Here is a 19,572-nt window from a genome sequence, read left to right on the forward strand (position 1 = left end):
TTATTTTATTGGATGCGGAATTTGCATCAATGTGATGCTTTGAAGCGTCACTTTTGCCTATAATTGGGGGGAATTGCGCGGTTTTTTCCCCCGATTCTCTGGGGCCAAGCCTTTGGGTTTGCGATGAAACTGTCGCGAAATCGGACCTTGTCGCTGTGCGAGCAAGGGTGCACCATTGCCAAAACCGTTAAGAGGCAGGCGAATGGCACGTATTTTCATCAATGGCTTTGGTCGAATCGGCCGTACGATGTTGCGGGCATGGGCGTCGGGTGGATGGCCGGGCGTTGAAATCGTCGGTATTAATGACATTGCCGACGCAGATCTGTGCGCGCATCTGTTTGCGTACGACAGTGTATTTGGCCCCTATCCGGGGCGGGCCGATCTGGTTGACGGCGCACTGATCATTGACGGTCATTCAGTACCATTTCACCAAACCTCGGATGTGAGCACTTTGGATCTAAAGGGGGTCGATCTACTGCTAGAGTGTACGGGTAAGGCCGACACGCGCGATGTCGCAAAGCGCGGTATCGATGCAGGGGCGGGGCGGGTTCTGATATCTGGCCCGTCTGGCGCTGCAGATTTGACCGTTGTGTTGGGTGCGAACGATCACCTGTTGGCGGATCAGCGGGTTGTATCGAATGCTTCGTGCACGACGAATGCCTTAGCCCCGTTGGTAAGACTGATCGATGACACGTGGGGTTTGCGAACGGGATGGATGACGACCATACATTGCTACACTGGTAGTCAGCCCACAATCGATGCCCCGCGCGGTGATATGATGCGTAGCCGTGCGGCTGGGCTGTCTATGGTTCCGACGACCACTTCGGCACAACGTCTATTGAACGAGGTGCTTCCTGATATCGCCGGACGGATTGAAGCGGCGGCAGTGCGTGTGCCCGTCGCGTCGGTTTCAGCCGTTGATCTTACCGTTACCTTGGATCGGCCCGTTGCACTGGACGAGGTGCACGACGTGCTGCGCCAGCAGTCCGGTGTCATTGGTCATATCGACAAGCCGCTGGTTTCATCCGATTTACGTGCCCGTCCCGAAAGCCTGATTGTATCATTGCCAGAAACGCGCGTGACCGCTGGCGGCTTGGTGCGCGTGTTCGGCTGGTACGACAATGAATGGGGTTTTTCGTGTCGGATGCTTGATGTAGCGCAGATGATGACTACTTAGCAGCAGCGTCCCCAGATTTGTGCGCCTTCGAAGGTATCGCCTAAGGCTTTCACTTTCGGTTCGTTCACGTTAAGTTCCATGAACCAAACAAAGGTTGCTTCATGCCCTCCATCGTTTCTGTCAAAAATTTACGCAAAGCATACCCCGGTGGCTTTGAGGCGCTAAAGGGCGTCAATCTTGAAATTGAAGAGGGCGAAATACTTGCCCTTCTCGGCCCGAACGGGGCCGGTAAAACGACTCTGATCTCTACTGTATGCGGGATTACGGTGCCGACGGGCGGTTCGATCACTGTGGGCGGTTTCGATACGCTCACTAATTATCGCGCGACCCGTGACCTGATTGGCCTAGTCCCACAAGAGATTAACCTCGAGCCGTTCGAGACAGTCTTTAACACTGTCAGCTTTTCACGCGGACTGTTCGGCAAGCCGCGTAATGATGACTATATTAACCGTATCCTTGATCAGCTGTCGCTTGGTGACAAGAAGGATAGCAAGATCATGGCGCTGTCCGGCGGTATGAAACGCCGGGTGCTGATCGCGAAGGCGCTTTCGCATGAACCGCGCGTTTTATTCTTGGATGAACCGACCGCTGGCGTTGATGTCGAACTGCGCAAAGATATGTGGGACGTTGTCGCCGAGCTAAAGGCCGCAGGTGTCACCATCATCCTGACGACACATTATATAGAAGAGGCCGAAGCGATCGCTGATCGTGTGGGCGTTATTAATGGCGGGCAAATCCTGCTGGTGCAGGACAAAACCGAACTGATGTCGCAGATGGGCCAGAAGCAATTGCAGATTTCGCTTAGCGAAGCGGTGGCCGAAGTACCCGCAGCACTCGCAGGATATGAGCTTGACCGTGCAGATGATGGGCTAAGCCTGACATATACATATGACACCAACGGCGAACGCACTGGCATCACAACATTATTGAATGATCTGGCGGCAGCGGGGCTGACTATGATCGATCTTCAAACCAAACAAAGCAGCCTAGAAGACATCTTTGTCGGCCTGGTAAAGGAAACGGCATGAACATTTACGCAGTTCAGACAATCTATCGATCCGAAATGAAGCGTTTCTTTCGGACGATTATGCAAAGCTTGATATCTCCGGTGATCTCGACCTCGCTTTACTTTATCGTCTTTGGGGCCGCTATCGGTAGCCGCATCCAAGAAGTCGAAGGCGTTAGCTATGGCGCGTTTATTGTGCCGGGGCTGATCATGCTATCAGTCATGACGCAGGCCACATCAAACGCGAGCTTTGGGATTTATTTTCCGAAGTTCACAGGCACGATCTATGAACTACTGTCAGCACCGGTCAACTTCCTAGAGATCGTCTTGGGGTATGTCGGCGCAGCCGCGACGAAAGCGATGTTTATCGGCGTGATAATCCTGATCACCGCGTTCTTCTTTGTCGATCTTAACATCGCGCACCCGATTGCGATGGTCGCCTTCTTGGTCATGACCTGCCTTAGCTTTTCACTGCTTGGGTTTATCATCGGGATTTGGGCAGGTAATTTTGAACAATTGCAGCTGATCCCGCTATTGGTCATCACGCCGCTCGTGTTCCTTGGTGGGTCTTTCTATTCTGTGTCGATGCTGCCGGGTATTTGGCAGACGATCGCTATGTTTAACCCCGTTGTTTATCTGATTTCTGGGTTCCGCTGGGCGTTCTTTGGTGTCGCGGATGTTGATATCACGGTGTCGCTTGCTGCGATTGCACTGTTCACCGGTGCATGTTTGGCCGTCATCTGGTGGATATTTCGTACTGGTTGGCGGATCCGCCAGTAACCTTGCCAAACCCGCAATTCACCCTAAGGTTAGTCTATGAAACGCTATATACCATTTGTGAAATCTTCGCCGGTTGTTGCTGTTATCCGCCTTCAGGGCGCGATCACGAATAACGGACGTGGGTTGGATAACCCGAGCCTTGCCTCGGTTATCGAAAAGGCATTTCGCAAGGGTAAACCTGCGGCTGTTGCGCTTGAAATTAACTGTCCCGGCGGATCGCCTGTGCAATCATCCTTGATTGCGGCACGCATCCGGCGGTTGGCGGACGAAAAGAAAGTACCTGTCTTTGCCTTTGTCGAAGACGTGGCTGCATCCGGTGGTTATTGGTTGGCATGTGCCGCAGACGAAATTTTGATTGATGCCTGTTCACTGACAGGCTCCATCGGTGTCATCAGTTCAGGTTTTGGTGCGCACGAGGCGATCGCGAGTTACGGTATCGAGCGCCGGGTGCATACCGCGGGTAAATCAAAATCAATGATGGACCCGTTCAAACCCGAAAAACCAACTGATGTGAAAAAGCTCAAGGTTTGGCTGGATGACCTGCACGAGACTTTTATCGCTTATGTGAAATCGCGTCGCGGTCCCAAGCTTTCGGATAACCCTGATCTGTTTACGGGTGAGGTTTATATCGGACAGAAAAGCGTCGACCACGGTCTTGTTGATGGGATTGGCCATCTCGTGCCTGTGATGAAACAGCGCTTTGGCGATGACGTCCAATTCCGCCGCTATGGTCAGAAGAAGACAATACTGTCTCGCTTTGGTGCGCAGATCGTTGATGACACTGTGGCAGGGATCGAAGAACGGGCCGCATTCGCAAGGTTCGGCCTGTGATCGTCAAGGCAATATTTCTGTTTTTGGCCTTCATGGCCGTGCTTGGCATTTTCGGAAAGTGGCGTTTTCCGGGGCAGCAGCGTTTGTCTGATGCGAAATGTCAAAACTGTCAGCGCTATCGGATCGGTAAAGGACCATGCCAATGCAAAAAGGGACGCCCATGAAGGCGCTTGTCACAGGTGCAGGTGCGCGGCTAGGTCAGGCGATGGCGCTGTATCTAGGTAAACGCGGATATGATGTGGCTGTCCATTATGCCGGCTCCGCTGATGGTGCCGCCGCGACCGTAGCGCAATTGCAGGATATGGGGCGAAACGCGGTCGCCCTTCAGGCTGATTTGTTAGACGAAAGCGCCGCGCAAGCGTTGGTAGGACGTGCCGCTGACGCGATGGGCGGTCGGTTGACCTGTTTGGTGAATAACGCTTCTATATTTGAATATGACAACGTGACGTCTGCCACCCGCGAAAGCTGGGACCGACATATCGAATCTAACCTGCGTGCACCTTTCGTTTTGACGCAGCAGTTTGCAGCGCAAGCCCCCAAGGCAGGTGTTGACGATAACGGCGAGCCGATTGCGCAAGCGCTGATTGTGAACATGCTGGATCAAAGGGTCCACAAGCTGACGCCAGAATTCATGAGCTACACGATTGCCAAGATGGGGTTGTGGGCAATGACCCAGACCACGGCGCAGGCATTGGCCCCTCATGTGCGGGTGAACGGTATCGGGCCGGGCCCGACCTTGCAGGGGCATAGACAGACCGAAGCACACTTTAGTGCGCAGCGGGCCGCGACCACATTAGGGCGGGGTGCAAACCCGTCTGACATCACTGCGGCGCTTGGATATTTCTTGGACGCGCCTGCTGTCACAGGGCAAATGATCGCGGTGGATGGAGGTCAGCACTTGGGCTGGCAAACGCCGGATGTCCTTGGGGTTGAGTAGCTTCGTTGAAGTTGTGCACTATGCGGGTGGTGTGGTCACGAAACTGTCATAATTAACGGGCTTTTCAGGGGTTTAACAGGATGTTCATAAAAATACATATGTTTTTCAATGGCTTGGATATTCGCCTATTTTTTACGCAAATCGACGAACCCCGCTAAATTGAAGGGAAATTTCCGACTCTCACGGAAATGCCCACCGACTTATCCACAGAAACGGTGGATGCCTTTCCTCTTGTCCCTGCTGCATTACCATTGCAGCCAAAGTAGAATCAAAGAAACGGCCCATGACCGAGCAAACGACCCAGCAACCGACGACAGGATATGACCGGATCTACGGGTATCTGCGTACGTTGGATTCGTCGCCGGGCGTTTATCGTATGCTCGATGCGGAAAGTCGGGTGCTGTACGTCGGCAAAGCGCGCAATCTGCGGAACCGTGTGAGTAACTATTCGCGTCCGGGTAATCACTCGCCCCGGATCGCGCGGATGATCAGTGAAACTGCGTCGATGATGTTTCTTACGACACGGACCGAGACAGAGGCGCTGCTTCTTGAGCAAAATCTGATTAAGCAGCTCAAGCCGCGCTACAACGTGTTGTTGCGCGACGATAAATCATTCCCGAATATTTTGGTGACCAAAGCGCATGCCTATCCTCAGATTAAAAAGCATCGCGGTGCGAAGAAGGAAAAAGGTGCATACTTTGGCCCCTTTGCCAGCGCAGGTGCGGTCAACCGAACGCTAAAGCAATTGCAGCGCGTATTCTTGTTGCGCAACTGTACAGATATCGAGTTTGAAAATCGGACACGCCCGTGTTTGCAGTATCAGATCAAACGCTGCAGTGGCCCATGCTGTGGCAAGATCTCGGACGAAGATTACGCCGATACCGTGCGTGACGCTGAAAGCTTTCTTCAGGGGCGTACTAAGCGGATTCAGGAAACCTTGGCCAAGCAGATGCAAGAGGCGTCTGATAGCCTAGAGTTTGAACGCGCTGCGGCCCTGCGAGACCGTATTCAGGCGTTAACACAGGTCCAGTCGGCGCAGGGCATTAACCCACAATCTACCCCAGAGGCCGACGTTATCGCATTGCATACCGATGGTGGTCAGGCTTGCGTGCAGGTGTTCTTTTATCGTGCGAACCAGAACTGGGGGAACCACGACTATTATCCCCGGATTAGTGGCGACGAAGACCCATCCGAGGTGATGGAGGCCTTTGTTGGCCAGTTCTACGCCCACCGTGAGCCGCCGAAAATGGTGATCCTGTCACATGGGCTGGATAACGATGAACTGATGGCTGACGCATTGGCTGAAAAGGCTGGGCGCAAGGTTGATGTGATCATTCCACAGCGCGGGGAAAAGGCCGAACTGGTCCATAACGCGCTGCGCAATGCACGCGAAAGCCTCGCGCGGAAAATGTCGGAAACTGCGACGCAGGCGCGCCTGCTGAAAGGCTTGGCAGAAGCGTTTGATCTGCCCAAACCGCCGCAGCGAATTGAAGTCTACGATAACTCGCACATCCAAGGCGCACATGCCGTCGGCGCGATGGTTGTCGCCGGTCCAGATGGGTACGAAAAGAATCAGTATCGCAAGTTCAACATTCGCGGTGATAACCTCGTGCCGGGTGATGACTTTGGCATGATGAAAGAGGTCATGACGCGCCGTTTTCAGCGGCTGCTGAAAGAAGACCCCGATAGAAAAACCGGGTCTTGGCCCGACTTGTTGTTGATTGATGGCGGTGCTGGCCAAGTCAGTGCCGTGCGTGAAATTATGACCGAACTTGGTGTCGGCGATATCGCGATGGTCGGTGTGGCCAAAGGCGAAGACCGGGACGCTGGTAAAGAAGAGTTCTACCGTACTGGCAAACGTGTCATGGCACTGCGCCACAACGACCCGGTGCTTTATTTCATCCAACGCATGCGCGACGAGGTTCACCGCTTTGCCATTGGCACCCACCGCGCAAAACGTAGCAAAGCCATTGGCGCGACGCCTTTGGATGACGTGCCCGGCGTGGGTGCGACGCGTAAGCGAGCATTGCTCGCGCATTTCGGTTCGGCCAAGGCTGTCACCCGTGCAAATCTTGCTGATCTAAAGGCCGTTGTTGGTGTCTCGGATAGTTTGGCGCAGACGATCTATGATTATTTTCATGAAAAAGGCTGACTTGAAGCCATGCTAACTGGCATATGGTCAGCGACGCAGAAGCGGGTTAGGAATAGGCATGAAAATGAATATACCTAATATCCTCACGATCTTACGTTTGGCAGCTGCGCCTGGCGTGGTGATTATGTTCCTCTATTTTAACAGACCTTGGGCGGATTGGTTCGCTTTGGTTTTGTTCGTGGTCGCTGCTTTGACCGATTTCCTTGATGGCTACCTTGCGCGGCTTTGGCAACAAGAAAGCAAATTGGGCGCGATGCTTGACCCCATTGCTGACAAGGCGATGGTGATTATTGCGCTTGTTGTTATTACTGGCTTTTCTGGGATGAACCCTTGGATATTGCTGCCTGCAACCTTGATCATTTTTCGCGAAGTCTTTGTCTCTGGATTGCGCGAATTCTTGGGTGATACCGCTGGAACGCTAAAGGTCACGAAGCTTGCGAAATGGAAGACGACAGCCCAGATGGTTGGCATCGCATTGTTATTTGCGGCTGGCGCGTTTGAACACTATTTCATGATCCATTCGCTCGCGATGACATCAGAAATGGTGGACGCGGCCCTTGGCGGAACGGGTCCAGATGATTTTGGCCTTTGGTGGAAATACAAGGGCATGATCTTAAGCAGCTGGACAGGTATCTCCGTTCTTTGGATTGCGGCGTTGTTAACGGCGATTACCGGCTGGGATTACTTTAACAAATCGCGCCCATATCTTCGGGACGGTGCATGATGAACGTCGTCTACTTTGCTTGGGTCCGTGAACGCATCGGTCTGCCGCAAGAACAGGTCGACACCAATGCGGCAACTGTGGCTGACTTGGTCGAAGAGCTGAAATCCCGCGAAGATCGTTACGAGGCCGCCTTTGCGGATATATCCGCGCTGCGTGTGGCACTGGATCAAGAACTGGCCGACTTTGATGCTTCGCTTGTTGGGGTAAATGAAGTCGCCTTTTTTCCGCCGATGACTGGTGGATAAATGACCGTCCGCGTGCAATCAGAACCGTTTGATGCTGGCGCGGAACTTAATCGTTTTGCGCAAGGTCGCAATGATGTTGGGGCCGTGGTCAGTTTTACGGGCGTCGTTCGCGACACCGATGGAAACCTGCAGGAAATGCAGATCGAGCATTACCCCGGAATGACAGAAGCCGCGATTGCCAAGATTGTACAGGATGCGACAACCCGTTGGGGCTTAGCTGATGCGCTGGTCATCCATCGATATGGGGGGCTGACACCTGGGGCGCCGATTATGATGGTGGCCACCGCTGCTGCACATAGATCAGCAGCATTCGAGGCCGCCGATTTCCTGATGGATTACCTCAAATCGCGTGCGCCATTCTGGAAGAAAGAGATCACCTCTGACGGCGAAAGCTGGGTTGCAGCCAAAGATGCAGACGAAAATGCGCTAAAACGCTGGTGACGCGGTTTTATTAATCCGATGTTAGGCAGCGATGGTTCACGTTGGGCGTGTCCCAATGGAATCGAAAGATGCAACAAGCTGCTAACGAATTGGATGATCATGCTTTGCTTGATCCCCTACAATATGCCATCGCGAGCCGTGACGCGGATGTGATGGATTTGGTGCGTGACGCACTGGGCGCCGGGCGTGCCCAACTGGCGTTTCAGCCGATTATGACTAGTGAGGCATCCCCTCAAATCGCGTTCTACGAAGGTCTGGTACGCTTATCGGATGATGCTGGGCGTATCATTCCCGCCGCGCATTTTATGCCTTTGATCGAAGAAACGGTAATGGGGCGTCAGATTGACTGCGTGACCTTGGATCTGGCGCTGAAAATGCTTGTGGCTCGACCTAATCTACGATTGTCAGTGAACCTATCCGCGCGATCAATCGGCGACGGTGAGTGGCGGCGCATTCTAGATAATGGCTTGCTAAACCGGGCGAAGCCGGGTGACAGGCTGATCTTTGAAATTAGCGAAACCTCTGCGATGATGTTACATGAAAACGTCATTCGTTTTATGGCTGAGATGCAACCCAAAGGGGTTGCTTTTGCGCTGGATGGCTTTGGTGCCGGCTTTACTGCGTTTCGCCATCTTAAGGATTTCTTTTTCGACCTGGTCAAAATCGACAAGAGCTTTATCCGCGGCATTGATAATAATACTGACAATCAAGTGCTGGCCGAAGCGTTGGTTACTGTCGCCCATCAGTTTGAAATGTTTGCCGTCGCAGATGGGGTGGAAACAGAGGAAGAGGCGGCTTTTTTAGAACGCCTTGGTGTCGATTGTTTGCAGGGATATTTCTACGGGGTGCCAAAATTCGAACTGTGACCGCATGTCAGCTTGCGCCTTTTGCGTGTAAATGGCACCGTTCCTTTGAGTGAGGAAAACAAAGGGGACAAATTCATGACTAACGTTGTTATCGCATCCGCTGCACGTACCGCAGTAGGAAGCTTTGCTGGTGCTTTCGCAAATACACCAGCGCACGATCTAGGCGCCGCGATTTTAGAGGAGGTCGTTGCGCGTGCTGGGATCGATAAGTCAGAAGTAAGCGAGACAATTCTAGGTCAGGTCTTAACCGCTGCGCAGGGCCAAAACCCGGCGCGTCAGGCGCACATCAATGCGGGTCTTCCAATTGAATCTGCCGCTTGGAGCATTAACCAAGTTTGCGGTTCCGGTCTTCGCGCCGTTGCATTGGGTGCGCAGCACATTCAGCTTGGCGACGCAGCTATCGTTGCAGCAGGAGGCCAAGAAAACATGACGCTTAGCCCCCACGCGGCACACCTGCGCGCAGGTCAAAAGATGGGCGATATGAAATTCATCGATACCATGATCCGCGATGGCCTTTGGGATGCTTTTAACAATTATCATATGGGTCAAACGGCCGAAAATGTGGCGGATCAATGGGGCATCACCCGTGATATGCAGGATGAATTTGCCGTTGCGTCCCAGAACAAGGCAGAGGCCGCACAAAAAGCCGGTAAATTTTCTGATGAAATCGCGGCCTTTACGGTGAAAACACGTCGCGGTGAAACAGTTGTTGATCAGGATGAGTACATTCGTCATGGGGCGACGATGGATGCGATGCAAAAACTACGTCCCGCCTTTACCAAGGAAGGATCGGTTACAGCGGCCAATGCGTCTGGCTTGAATGACGGTGCCGCGGCGACATTGCTCATGACAGCGGATGACGCTGAAAAGCGCGGTATTGAACCGCTTGCGCGTATTGCGTCCTATGCGACGGCAGGTCTTGACCCATCAATCATGGGCGTGGGCCCCGTTATGGCCAGCCGTAAGGCGCTTGAAAAAGCGGGTTGGAGCGCATCTGATCTGGACCTTGTTGAGGCGAACGAAGCCTTTGCCGCACAGGCTTGTGCCGTGAATAAAGAGATGGGGTGGGATCCTGCGATCGTTAATGTCAATGGCGGTGCGATCGCTATTGGTCACCCAATCGGTGCTTCGGGCTGCCGAGTGTTGAACACACTATTGTTTGAGATGAAGCGTCGCGGCGCTAAAAAAGGTCTTGCGACTTTGTGCATTGGTGGCGGTATGGGTGTTGCAATGTGCGTTGAGCGCCCGTAACTATGTGTCTCTAAGTGAATGCTTTTAGCAATAAGATTGCTTTATTAAATCTCTGGGAGGAGACAATATGACACGAGTAGCCCTCGTCACAGGAGGCTCGCGTGGTATCGGCGCGGCAATTTCAACAGCACTCAAGGACGCGGGCTATTCGGTCGCAGCGACTTATGCGGGAAACGACGAAAAGGCAGCAGCCTTTACGGCCAAAACCGGTATTAAGACCTATAAGTGGGATGTCGGAAATTACGAGGCATGTGCCGCAGGTATCGCACAGGTCGAGGCGGATCTTGGGCCTGTCGATGTTTTGGTGAACAATGCGGGTATCACGCGCGATGCGCCATTCCACAAAATGACACCGCAGCAATGGAAAGAAGTGGTCGATACCAACCTATCGGGTGTCTTTAACATGACCCATCCGATTTGGCCGGGGATGCGCGAACGCAAATTTGGTCGTATCATTACTATTAGTTCGATCAACGGTCAAAAAGGCCAATTCGCGCAGGCCAACTATGCAGCGGCAAAGGCCGGGGACATCGGATTTACCAAGGCTTTGGCTCAAGAAGGCGCACGTGCAGGGATCACTGTGAACGTGATTGCGCCGGGTTACATCAACACTGAAATGATGAGCACGATCCCGGAAAAGGTGATGAACGAAGTTATCTTGCCGCAAATTCCTGTCGGTCGTTTAGGCGAGGCATCTGAAATTGCACGCGCGGTGCTATTCTTGGCGTCCGATGATGCCGGGTTTGTTACCGGCTCCACCATCACTGCGAACGGTGGTCAGTATATGACCTAATCCGGTCATCAACTTACAAAAAAGGCCACGTCACATCGACGTGGCCTTTTTTATGTTGGGTTGCCCGGGCTTTGTCTACGCATTCACGAGAACGGTCTATGTGCCTGATTCTCGGGTCTGAGGCGCGTCAAGGCGCAGGGGCAATTCCTACTTTTTGCGTGCGCTTTAGTGCGTGCTAAGTTTATTGATTTCTTCTTTCAGCATAAGCTTTTGTTTTTTAAGCTTCGCAATTTCAAGATCGTCTGTCGCAGGGCTTCGCTGCATAACCGCGACATGGTCCGAGAGGTGTTGGTGTTTTTTCTTCAGTTCCTGCAGGTGTGAACTCAAGCTCATGATCGTCCTCCTCTAGGGGTTTGTGAGTAATTTGATTGCAACACATTTGTAACGCAAAGTCACGCTGCACCACAGCAAGACAGTGTGAAGTCAGGTTGGTTGAAAATTCTTGCAAGAAGATTAACAGAGAATGGGTAATTCAGCGCCACTTCGCAAAGCAGCACTTACCTCGGCCGTGTAACTTTCTTTATCGCCCGCGTGCGCTGTGCCTTTGTGCATAATTAATGTCGGCATCATCCGAAATGCCGCACGGCCTTCTTGCCGTGCTTGTAATAAAAATAGTTCAGGTGCACGATCTTCTCTCCCCGCAATCGGCCTGAGGATCAGTGCGCCCAATCGTCCGTTCAGGCCTGAAAGAACTTCGGGTAACCGTTCAATTCTTTGAATAATCGTCAGATATCCGCGCGGGCCAACGCGGCGTGCACCGATTTCCAGCCAATCGGCAAGCGGCGTGTCACCACCAAGCGCAATATCCCGACCGGCGTCTTGGGCCGCGACACTTGCGGTTCGGTCAAAATACGGGGGGTTCATGATAACGTGGTCAAATCGTTGCTGTCGAATTTCGACGGGTAGCTGGCGCAAGTCGGCGTTAACGACGTTAAACGGCGCATTGTTTTCCTGTGCGTTCCTACTGGCGAGTAAGGCATAATCTGCCTGCAATTCAATCCCGGTGATCGCGAGCCCGGGGATGCGTGCGGACAAGCAAAGTGATGCAACCCCAACACCGCAGCCTAGTTCAAGAACGGATTGGCCTGGTTTTGCCGGGGTGCTGGCCGCAAGTAAAACCGGATCAACACCAGCGCGATATCCCTTTCGCGGTTGGTAAACGCACAGTTTACCCCCTAGAAAATCGTCTTTTGTCAGATCGTCAGTCACGGCCTAAATCAATCTCTGCGTCACGCATTATGGCTTCGGCAGCAATCAAATCATGGTCTACCACCATCAGGCGCCGTGGCATTATGCCTATGCTTCCTTCGAGGACGCTCATATTTACGTCGAAGGTGAAGCAGGCTATACCCTCGCTGTCCAGCAGGGCGGTTGCAAAGGCGATGACGGTGGGGTCATTGGTGCGCAAAAGCTCTTTCATATCTATGACCTAAGGCGGGGCGACGCCTTTGTCTATCACTTGACGGAACCGCGCATGAGCCTTGATCAAGCAGCCACTAAACCACACGAACAATTGGCCGATGCATTGGCCGATGATTTGAACGCGGTAAATGAAATGATCCGTGCGCGAATGGCGTCTGAGCATGCGCCGCGAATTCCAGAAGTCACGGCACATTTGGTCGAAGCTGGCGGCAAGCGTTTGCGCCCGATGCTGACGCTCGCTGCGGCGCGCATGTGCGGCTATGACGGCCCGTATCACATTCATTTGGCCGCAACGGTTGAATTTATTCACACCGCGACGCTACTGCACGACGATGTGGTGGACGAAAGTAGCCAGCGCCGTGGCCGGCCAACCGCGAATTTGCTTTGGGATAATACCTCTAGCGTCTTGGTTGGCGACTATCTGTTCGCACGTTCATTCCAGTTGATGGTCGAAACTGGGTCGCTGCGGGTATTGGATATCTTGGCGAATGCGTCGGCAACAATTGCCGAAGGTGAGGTTCTGCAGCTGACTGCTGCAAGCGATCTGGCCACAACAGAAGACATTTACATTCAGGTGGTACGCGGGAAAACTGCCGCCCTCTTTTCTGCTGCGATGGAAGTCGGCGGCGAAGTTGCTGGGCAGGACGCGGAGACGAAAAAAGCGTTGTATGATTACGGCGATGCGTTAGGCGTGTCATTCCAGATTGTAGACGACTTGCTTGATTACGGCGGCACCGAAGCAACAGGTAAAAACGTAGGCGACGACTTCCGGGAACGTAAGCTGACCCTGCCAGTGATCCGGGCGATTGCTGCAGCCGATGATGCGGAGCGGGAATTTTGGGTGCGTACGATCCAAAAGGGCCGCCAAGAAGATGGCGACCTAGATCACGCAATCGCACTGCTGGCCAAACATGGCACAATGGAAAGCACACGACTTGATGCGATTGCATGGGCCGAAACAGCCAAATCTTCGCTGTCAGTGATCCCAGATCACCCCTTAAAAACGATGTTGGTGGATTTGGCGGATTACGTCGTCGCGCGGATCACCTGAACCAGTTGGCTATCGATGAAAGGCGCGCTTGATGTCTTCGATGGCAGATATTTGGTTATTGGACAGTTCGACGTCGACCAATTCGCCTAGGATATCGTGCAGTAAATCCCATGACGCATCGCCGTCGATTTTACGTAGGCGGCGGGCAAGACGGACAATGGCGGCTTCTGGATTGTTGCACTGATTTTGTAGCCAACGACCAAGGATTTCCATTTCTTCGGCTTCGCCGGCGGAACAGCGTAGCTTTGTACGTAGCAGAATCTTTAGCGTATCGCGCTGATCCTTGGTTGGTAGGTCGTCCAATTCGATAAATGCTTGCGCGATTGCGCAAATTGCAATGCGCGCATCGTCAATGCCTTCAACGGGATGTGCATTTGTTTGTTTGCGAAATGCGAGTTTACGCGGAGCGTTACGGACAGTCGTGGCGACATCAACGGCCGTATCGATCGCGTCGCCTGGGTTTTGGCGAACCCACCACCATAATGCTGCGCCCAGCGAGGTCAGGACAAGAATAATAATTGGCATAAATAAACCTATTAAATCGGATGATTACGTCTCATTTGGTTCAGTAAAGATTATGTGCCGCGCAAGGTAAACTGAAATTTTACCTGTTGGGAAAGTGTTGCAGGGCGGCAAATTTGCCGCCCCGATAGTATCATTCGTTATTTTGATGATCGGCAACTGCTTCACGGGCCGCAGTAACCAGCGCTTCGCCATCAAAGCCTTTATCGTTCATTTCAGATATCCAGCGCTCTGTGACGGCTTCGCCTCGGGCGACAATGCGTGCGGTTTCTTCTTCGGACAGCGTCGCGATCTCGTTGCCGTCGGCGATCATCGCGTCACGACCGACGGCATCGCCTATGTCATGTGCGTTGCCAGCCCACATGCTTGCCATCATCCCAGAGTTCGCGTCGATAATTGCACGTAGGTCTGCAGGCATGCCTTCGTAAACGTCTTTGTTCATCGCCCAAAGTAGGTACAGGTTATAAAGCGCGCGATCGCCCGCAACATCTGTATGGCTGTCGGTCAGCTCGTTCAGCTTTAAAGATGGCGCGAGTTCCCAAGTGATCACACCGCCGTCGACAACGCCTTTGGATAGTGCCTCGGGGAATTGTGGCACAGGCATGCCGATTGGTGTCGCGCCGAGTTCATCAAGAAGCATTGTTGCAGGGCGCGATGGGCCACGAAGTTTTAGCCCGGTAAAATCTTCGACCGTTTCGATGGCGCCACCGCGTTTGTGTACAATGCCAGGGCCGTGCATATGCGCCGCGATAACGTGGACATCTTGGAAGTCATCCATCAGATAGTCTTGGGTGTAATCCCATGCAGCTGCGCTTGCTTCTTCGGCTGACTTTGTCGTCATGAAGGGAAGCTCAAGCGCTTCGGCCTCGGGGAAGCGGTTCGGCTGGTACGCTGGGACAACCCAACCGCCATCAATCGCGCCGTCGCGGATTAGGTCGTATTGGTTCGGTGCGGCCCCACCCAATTGCATAAATGGATAGATTTCGACTTTGATCCGACCGTTTGATTGTTCCTCGATGGCATCAGCCCACGGCTGCATGAAATAGGTTGGATTGGCACTGGTCGGTGACACAAAGTGCTGAAAGCGCAATGTGACTTCTTGTGCGATGCTGGAAGTAGCGGACAGGGTAAAGGCGGCCGCAAACGCGGCATGCTTAATCAGGTGCATGTGATGCATCCTCTCGTCTAAATTTGGGGAAGGGTGCCACCGCTAGCGACACCACTCATATAGTGGTGTTGCCCGTTAGTTGCAAGTCATTCGCAAAAGAGACGATTTAAACGTTGAATGTTGGGTGAAAACGACCAGAGAGCGAACCTGTGAAAATTTCGCATCCATCTGCCGTTACACCAACGGAATGTTCAAACTGTGCTGACAAAGATTTATCGGCTGTTACGGCTGTCCAGTCATCGCGCAGTACTTCGACATAGGGCCGACCAAGGTTGATCATTGGTTCGATTGTAAAGAACATGCCTTCCTCAAGCTTCGGACCTGTACCGGGGCGTCCAAAGTGCACGACGTTTGGCGGGGCATGAAACACGCGCCCCAAACCGTGACCGCAGAAATCACGGACAACCGACATGCCTTGGCCTTCGGCGTAGGTCTGAATTGCGTGGCCGATATCACCAAAAGTGTTGCCCGGCTTAACGGCTTCGATCCCGAGCATTAGCGCGTCATGTGTCACATCAATCAGCTTTTTTGCAATCGGTTTTGGTTTGCCTGCGACATACATCCGGCTGCTATCACCGAACCAACCATCAACAATAACGGTGACATCGATGTTAAGGATGTCACCCGCTTTTAGCTTGTCATCGCCGCGGCGTTTTTCGAGATCTTTGGACACCGTTTCACTGGCGCCCTTGGGTATGGCTGCGCCGGGAATACCATGGCAAACGACGTGGTTCACCGAAATGCAGCTTGCGTGCTGATAGCCTTTGTAGCCGATGGTCGCAGATATGGCCCCAGCATCATCGACCATTTGGGTGATCAAGCGGTCCAATTCACCGGTCGTTTGGCCGACACGAACATGCTGGGCAATATCGTCTAGAATTTGCGCAGCAAGCGCACCTGCAGTGGCCATGCCCGCAAAGTCGGTCGCGTCATAAATACGGATGCCATCTTTGGTGATGCGGCCTTTGTTCGTGTCCACAGTCGTAATCCTTTATCGTGTTATCTGCGACATAGGCGATTTGTTGGTCAGTTTCTAGGGGACCATCGGGATCACAGAGCCAAGTTTAATCTCTTGCGGGTTAATCGTGCAGGTTTGCACCAAGCTGGTCACACCTACCGCTTTTGCGTCGGCAAAGGCTTGGGCGTAAGTCGGGTCAATATCAGCGGCCAAAGACATTGTGTTGCAGTCCGTCCGCTGGACCAAATAGAACATCACAGCCCGGTGCCCTTCGCGGACCATATTCGATAGTTCGTGCAAATGCTTTGCGCCACGCGCAGTGACACTATCGGGGAATTCAGCCAATCCGGGTGTTCGGTTTAATGTGACGCTTTTGACTTCGACATATGTGTCGGGGCCGTCACCTGTTAATAGAAAATCGATCCGGCTGTTTTCACCGCATTTCACTTCGGACCGGACCTGAGTGTAACCCGGTAGGCCTGGTACCTGATGCCCCAGCAACGCTGCTTTTAACGCCTTATTGGGTATTGATGTGTCCACGCCAGTGAAATGCCCGTTTTCGTGGTCTACTAAGCGCCAGCCATATTTTAGCTTTTTCTTGGGGTCATCGTTGGGTTCAAGCCAGATCTTAGTACCTTCTTTGGCAAGGCCCATCATCGATCCGGGATTGGCGCAATGTGCAACGGCTTCGCTGCCATCTGGTAGAGTGACGTCGGCCAAGAACCGTTTGTAGCGGCGGATTAAACGCGCGGGGATAAGAGGCGTGGCAAATTTCATAGCGCGCCCTATAACCTGATTATCACTATAGGAGAACCGCAATGCCCAACCCAACTGCTGCGATGCTTGTTATCGGCGACGAAATTCTTTCTGGCCGCACACGCGATGCAAATATGCATTACCTTGCAGGGCAGTTAACGGAAGCTGGTATTAATCTAAGCGAAGTCCGTGTCGTGAGCGATGATCGCGCTGCAATCATTGCGGCCGCTCGGGTGCTTTCGGTTGCGAACGACTATGTTTTCACCAGCGGGGGCATTGGGCCAACGCACGATGATATCACAGCAGATTGCATCGCGGCCGCGTTTGACGTGCATGTCGGTGTCCGCGATGACGCGCGTGCGTTGTTGCAGGCCCATTACGACGCATCTGGTAAGGAACTAAACGAAGCACGGCTGCGAATGGCGCGCATACCTGATGGCGCAACACTTATTGATAACCCGGTCAGTATCGCGCCGGGGTTCACGCTTGGCAACGTGCACGTGATGGCGGGGGTACCTTCGGTGTTTCAGGCGATGGTCGCTTCTGTTTTGCCGACACTTGTCGGGGGGGCTCCGGTGGAATCGCGGACCCTGCCACTGATGCGGGGTGAGGGTGACGTTGCTGCGCCTTTGGCCGCATTTGCGCAGGAATACAGCGATCTTTCGGTTGGGTCGTACCCGTTTCAGAAAAACGGCGTTTACGGCACGAACTTGGTCTTACGCGGGCAAGATGCCGTTCGGCTGGATGAAGCATTGGGGGCACTCAAAAAGGTATTTTCTGTATGAGCTTTCCAACGGCCAAAAAATTATATGCCGTTATTGATGGGACATGGCCCGCGGCGGTGAAACTGGCACTGGGCCCTTGGACAGTGCGGTTAGATGACAGCAACAGTAGCCGTGCAAACGCGGCAACAGCTGAGCTGCCATACAAAGCTGATGATATCGGAATTGCCGAAGATGCGATGATAGACGGCGGGCAGCGCCCGCTTTTTATGATCCGTGAGGGCGAAAGTGACTTGGACGACCTGCTTGCGGCGCGCGGCTATCTTATCAAAGACCCGGTGAATATGTACGCCACAGAGGTGGGTCGTATTGCAGGTGCCATCGATGTAGAGCGTACATTGGATGTCTGGCCACCGCTTGCAGTGCAGTCCGAGATTTGGGCCGCCGGTGGAATTGGCCCCGGGCGGATTGCAATTATGGACCGTGCACGACACCCAAAATCCACGATATTGGGGCGTATCGCAGATACACCCGCAGGAACCGGTTACGTCGCAATTGCTGCCGATTGCGCAATGATACATGCGCTAGAGGTCGCAGATACGCATCGTCGTATGGGGCTTGCACGTGATCTTACACGTGCCGCGGCGAATTGGGCTTCTGCGCAAGGGGCGAGCTATCTGACTTTGGTTACAACGCGGGAAAATGACGCCGCGAATGCGCTCTATGCTTCCCTTGGTATGACCCTTGTGGGACAGTATCACTATCGGACTTTACCGGAGTAACCAGTTGAACGGTTTCATATCTGCCTCGACGAATATGCGATCTTTCCGTTCCGGTTTGTTGGCGGGGTTGGCTGTTTCGGTGGCGACTGCGGTTGGGGCCGAAACGCTGAATTTCCCAAGTAACGCGACGCTTCAGTTTGAAGAAGTGAATGCTTTGGATAGCTATGCCGTACCGATCGGTATTTGGTCTGACGGTGTAATGCCGATTGAAAATGCCGAAGGAAAATTGACCAAGCAAGCTTGGAGGATCGACGCGCAAGCGCTGACCACGCTTCAGCTATTGCGACCTTTGCGTGAACAATTGCGCAACGATCGATACCGGATCATTTTTGAATGCCAAACCGAAGCTTGCGGAGGCTTTGATTTCCGTTTTGAAACAGTGGCGCTGCCACCGCCTGAGATGCAAATCAACATCGGCGACTTCCGGTTCCTTTCGGCAAGACGGTTTGGGGATGATGGCCCAGAATACATCACACTATTTTTAAGCAGAACCGCGCAGGCGGGATACGTACAGGTCATTCATGTCGGGTCTGCATCGGAAGATACTCTTCCAGTGTCCGCTGCTTCGGGTCCGGCATTGCGCGCAGCTGAAGAGCAAGGTGATATATCTTTGCGCGCTCAGCTTGACGATGTGGGGCGGTCTGTTCTTGCGGATCTATCATTTGAAACAGGTTCATCACGACTTTCTGACAGCAGGTTTTTGTCGCTCGAAGTCTTGGCTGATTACTTAAATGAATTTCCGGATCGTAACGTGGCGCTCGTGGGTCACACAGATGCATCAGGAAGCCTAGATGCGAATATCGCGCTGTCCAAGCGGCGCGCTGGTGCGGTTCTTGAACGGCTGGTCACAGAGTACGGGGTTCGCCGTGCGCAATTAGCAGCCGAGGGGATGGGGTATCTGTCACCGCTTGCGACCAACCAGACCGAAGACGGTCGCGAAGAAAACCGCCGGGTCGAAGTGATTATCACTTCGATGGTGGAGTGACCT

Annotated in this window: 23 protein-coding genes; 16 read left to right on the plus strand and 7 right to left on the minus strand. The window is 53.2% G+C overall.

Going from position 1 to position 19,572, the window contains the following annotated elements; translation table 11 throughout:
• Nucleotides 1–202 precede the first annotated feature (202 nt).
• The 12 genes from CYQ09_RS15200 to phbB all read left to right on the plus strand — a co-directional run bounded on the left by CYQ09_RS15200 (nt 203) and on the right by phbB (nt 11,203).
• Nucleotides 203–1,177, plus strand: coding sequence for a type I glyceraldehyde-3-phosphate dehydrogenase (locus tag CYQ09_RS15200; protein ID WP_106746252.1), 975 nt, complete (start codon nt 203–205; stop codon nt 1,175–1,177).
• Between the two features lie 101 nt (nt 1,178–1,278).
• On the plus strand, nt 1,279–2,205 hold the full coding sequence (locus CYQ09_RS15205; protein WP_106746253.1) for an ABC transporter ATP-binding protein: 927 nt from the start codon (nt 1,279–1,281) through the stop codon (nt 2,203–2,205).
• Entirely contained in the window at nt 2,202–2,963 is a 762-nt protein-coding gene (locus CYQ09_RS15210) for an ABC transporter permease (RefSeq protein ID WP_106746254.1), read from the plus strand. The genes CYQ09_RS15205 and CYQ09_RS15210 overlap by 4 nt, the downstream gene beginning before the upstream one ends.
• Before the next feature lie 36 nt (nt 2,964–2,999).
• Entirely contained in the window at nt 3,000–3,794 is a 795-nt protein-coding gene (locus tag CYQ09_RS15215) for a S49 family peptidase (protein ID WP_106746255.1), read from the plus strand.
• 160 nt (nt 3,795–3,954) lie between these two features.
• Nucleotides 3,955–4,731, plus strand: a complete 777-nt coding sequence (locus tag CYQ09_RS15220; RefSeq protein WP_239495978.1) for an SDR family oxidoreductase — start codon at nt 3,955–3,957, stop codon at nt 4,729–4,731.
• Nucleotides 4,732–5,014: 283 nt separating this feature from the next.
• The gene (gene uvrC / locus CYQ09_RS15225) at nt 5,015–6,883 is read left to right on the plus strand and encodes an excinuclease ABC subunit UvrC (RefSeq protein WP_106746257.1); all 1,869 of its coding nucleotides are present in this window, start codon (nt 5,015–5,017) and stop codon (nt 6,881–6,883) included.
• Nucleotides 6,884–6,941: 58 nt separating this feature from the next.
• Nucleotides 6,942–7,607, plus strand: coding sequence for a CDP-diacylglycerol--glycerol-3-phosphate 3-phosphatidyltransferase (gene pgsA / locus CYQ09_RS15230; protein WP_106746258.1), 666 nt, complete (start codon nt 6,942–6,944; stop codon nt 7,605–7,607).
• Nucleotides 7,607–7,852 (plus strand): molybdopterin converting factor subunit 1, encoded by a 246-nt coding sequence (moaD, locus tag CYQ09_RS15235; RefSeq protein WP_106746403.1) that lies wholly within the window; start codon nt 7,607–7,609, stop codon nt 7,850–7,852. The genes pgsA and moaD overlap by 1 nt, the downstream gene beginning before the upstream one ends.
• Nucleotides 7,853–8,293 (plus strand): molybdenum cofactor biosynthesis protein MoaE, encoded by a 441-nt coding sequence (locus CYQ09_RS15240; protein ID WP_106746259.1) that lies wholly within the window; start codon nt 7,853–7,855, stop codon nt 8,291–8,293.
• A gap of 68 nt (nt 8,294–8,361) precedes the next feature.
• Complete coding sequence (locus CYQ09_RS15245; RefSeq protein WP_106746260.1) at nt 8,362–9,159, plus strand: EAL domain-containing protein; 798 nt, start codon at nt 8,362–8,364, stop codon at nt 9,157–9,159.
• 75 nt (nt 9,160–9,234) lie between these two features.
• Complete coding sequence (locus CYQ09_RS15250) at nt 9,235–10,410, plus strand: acetyl-CoA C-acetyltransferase (RefSeq protein ID WP_106746261.1); 1,176 nt, start codon at nt 9,235–9,237, stop codon at nt 10,408–10,410.
• Between the two features lie 67 nt (nt 10,411–10,477).
• Entirely contained in the window at nt 10,478–11,203 is a 726-nt protein-coding gene (phbB, locus tag CYQ09_RS15255; RefSeq protein ID WP_106746262.1) for an acetoacetyl-CoA reductase, read from the plus strand.
• A gap of 165 nt (nt 11,204–11,368) precedes the next feature.
• Here phbB and CYQ09_RS15260 read toward each other — a convergent pair whose 3' ends face one another.
• The 3 genes from CYQ09_RS15260 to CYQ09_RS15270 form a co-directional block, all read right to left on the minus strand.
• Nucleotides 11,369–11,536, minus strand: a complete 168-nt coding sequence (locus CYQ09_RS15260; protein ID WP_106358958.1) for a YdcH family protein — start codon at nt 11,534–11,536, stop codon at nt 11,369–11,371.
• Nucleotides 11,537–11,656: 120 nt separating this feature from the next.
• Nucleotides 11,657–12,412, minus strand: coding sequence for a tRNA1(Val) (adenine(37)-N6)-methyltransferase (locus CYQ09_RS15265; protein WP_106746263.1), 756 nt, complete (start codon nt 12,410–12,412; stop codon nt 11,657–11,659).
• The gene (locus tag CYQ09_RS15270) at nt 12,405–12,623 is read right to left on the minus strand and encodes a DUF2007 domain-containing protein (protein ID WP_106746264.1); all 219 of its coding nucleotides are present in this window, start codon (nt 12,621–12,623) and stop codon (nt 12,405–12,407) included. Before CYQ09_RS15270 ends, CYQ09_RS15265 begins: the two co-directional genes overlap by 8 nt.
• 54 nt (nt 12,624–12,677) lie before the next feature.
• Here CYQ09_RS15270 and CYQ09_RS15275 point away from each other — a divergent pair, with 54 nt between their 5' ends.
• On the plus strand, nt 12,678–13,676 hold the full coding sequence (locus tag CYQ09_RS15275) for a polyprenyl synthetase family protein (RefSeq protein WP_106746265.1): 999 nt from the start codon (nt 12,678–12,680) through the stop codon (nt 13,674–13,676).
• A 9-nt stretch (nt 13,677–13,685) separates the two neighbouring features.
• On the opposite strand, the gene CYQ09_RS15280 is transcribed toward CYQ09_RS15275, so the two are convergent.
• From CYQ09_RS15280 to sfsA, 4 genes are all read right to left on the minus strand, one after another.
• Nucleotides 13,686–14,201: a hypothetical protein gene (locus CYQ09_RS15280; RefSeq protein ID WP_106746266.1), complete on the minus strand. Its 516-nt coding sequence runs from the start codon at nt 14,199–14,201 to the stop codon at nt 13,686–13,688.
• 130 nt (nt 14,202–14,331) lie between these two features.
• Nucleotides 14,332–15,366, minus strand: a complete 1,035-nt coding sequence (locus CYQ09_RS15285) for a TRAP transporter substrate-binding protein (RefSeq protein WP_106746267.1) — start codon at nt 15,364–15,366, stop codon at nt 14,332–14,334.
• A 106-nt stretch (nt 15,367–15,472) separates the two neighbouring features.
• Nucleotides 15,473–16,345 carry a type I methionyl aminopeptidase gene (gene map, locus CYQ09_RS15290; RefSeq protein WP_106746268.1) on the minus strand — a complete coding sequence of 291 codons (873 nt, stop codon included), beginning with the start codon at nt 16,343–16,345 and terminating at the stop codon, nt 15,473–15,475.
• A 54-nt stretch (nt 16,346–16,399) separates the two neighbouring features.
• Nucleotides 16,400–17,101 carry a DNA/RNA nuclease SfsA gene (gene sfsA / locus CYQ09_RS15295; protein ID WP_106746269.1) on the minus strand — a complete coding sequence of 234 codons (702 nt, stop codon included), beginning with the start codon at nt 17,099–17,101 and terminating at the stop codon, nt 16,400–16,402.
• 41 nt (nt 17,102–17,142) lie between these two features.
• On the opposite strand from sfsA, the gene CYQ09_RS15300 reads away from it, so the two are divergent.
• From CYQ09_RS15300 to CYQ09_RS15310, 3 genes are read left to right on the plus strand one after another with little or no spacing between them, the layout of a single operon-like run.
• Nucleotides 17,143–17,865, plus strand: a complete 723-nt coding sequence (locus tag CYQ09_RS15300; RefSeq protein WP_106746270.1) for a competence/damage-inducible protein A — start codon at nt 17,143–17,145, stop codon at nt 17,863–17,865.
• Nucleotides 17,862–18,584: a GNAT family N-acetyltransferase gene (locus CYQ09_RS15305; RefSeq protein ID WP_106746271.1), complete on the plus strand. Its 723-nt coding sequence runs from the start codon at nt 17,862–17,864 to the stop codon at nt 18,582–18,584. The genes CYQ09_RS15300 and CYQ09_RS15305 overlap by 4 nt, the downstream gene beginning before the upstream one ends.
• A gap of 4 nt (nt 18,585–18,588) precedes the next feature.
• On the plus strand, nt 18,589–19,569 hold the full coding sequence (locus CYQ09_RS15310; protein WP_239495969.1) for an OmpA family protein: 981 nt from the start codon (nt 18,589–18,591) through the stop codon (nt 19,567–19,569).
• The last annotated feature ends 3 nt before the right edge of the window (nt 19,570–19,572 follow it).

Origin of the sequence: Yoonia maritima, assembly GCF_002933395.1 — a bacterium.
GTDB classification, from domain to species: domain Bacteria; phylum Pseudomonadota; class Alphaproteobacteria; order Rhodobacterales; family Rhodobacteraceae; genus Yoonia; species Yoonia maritima_A.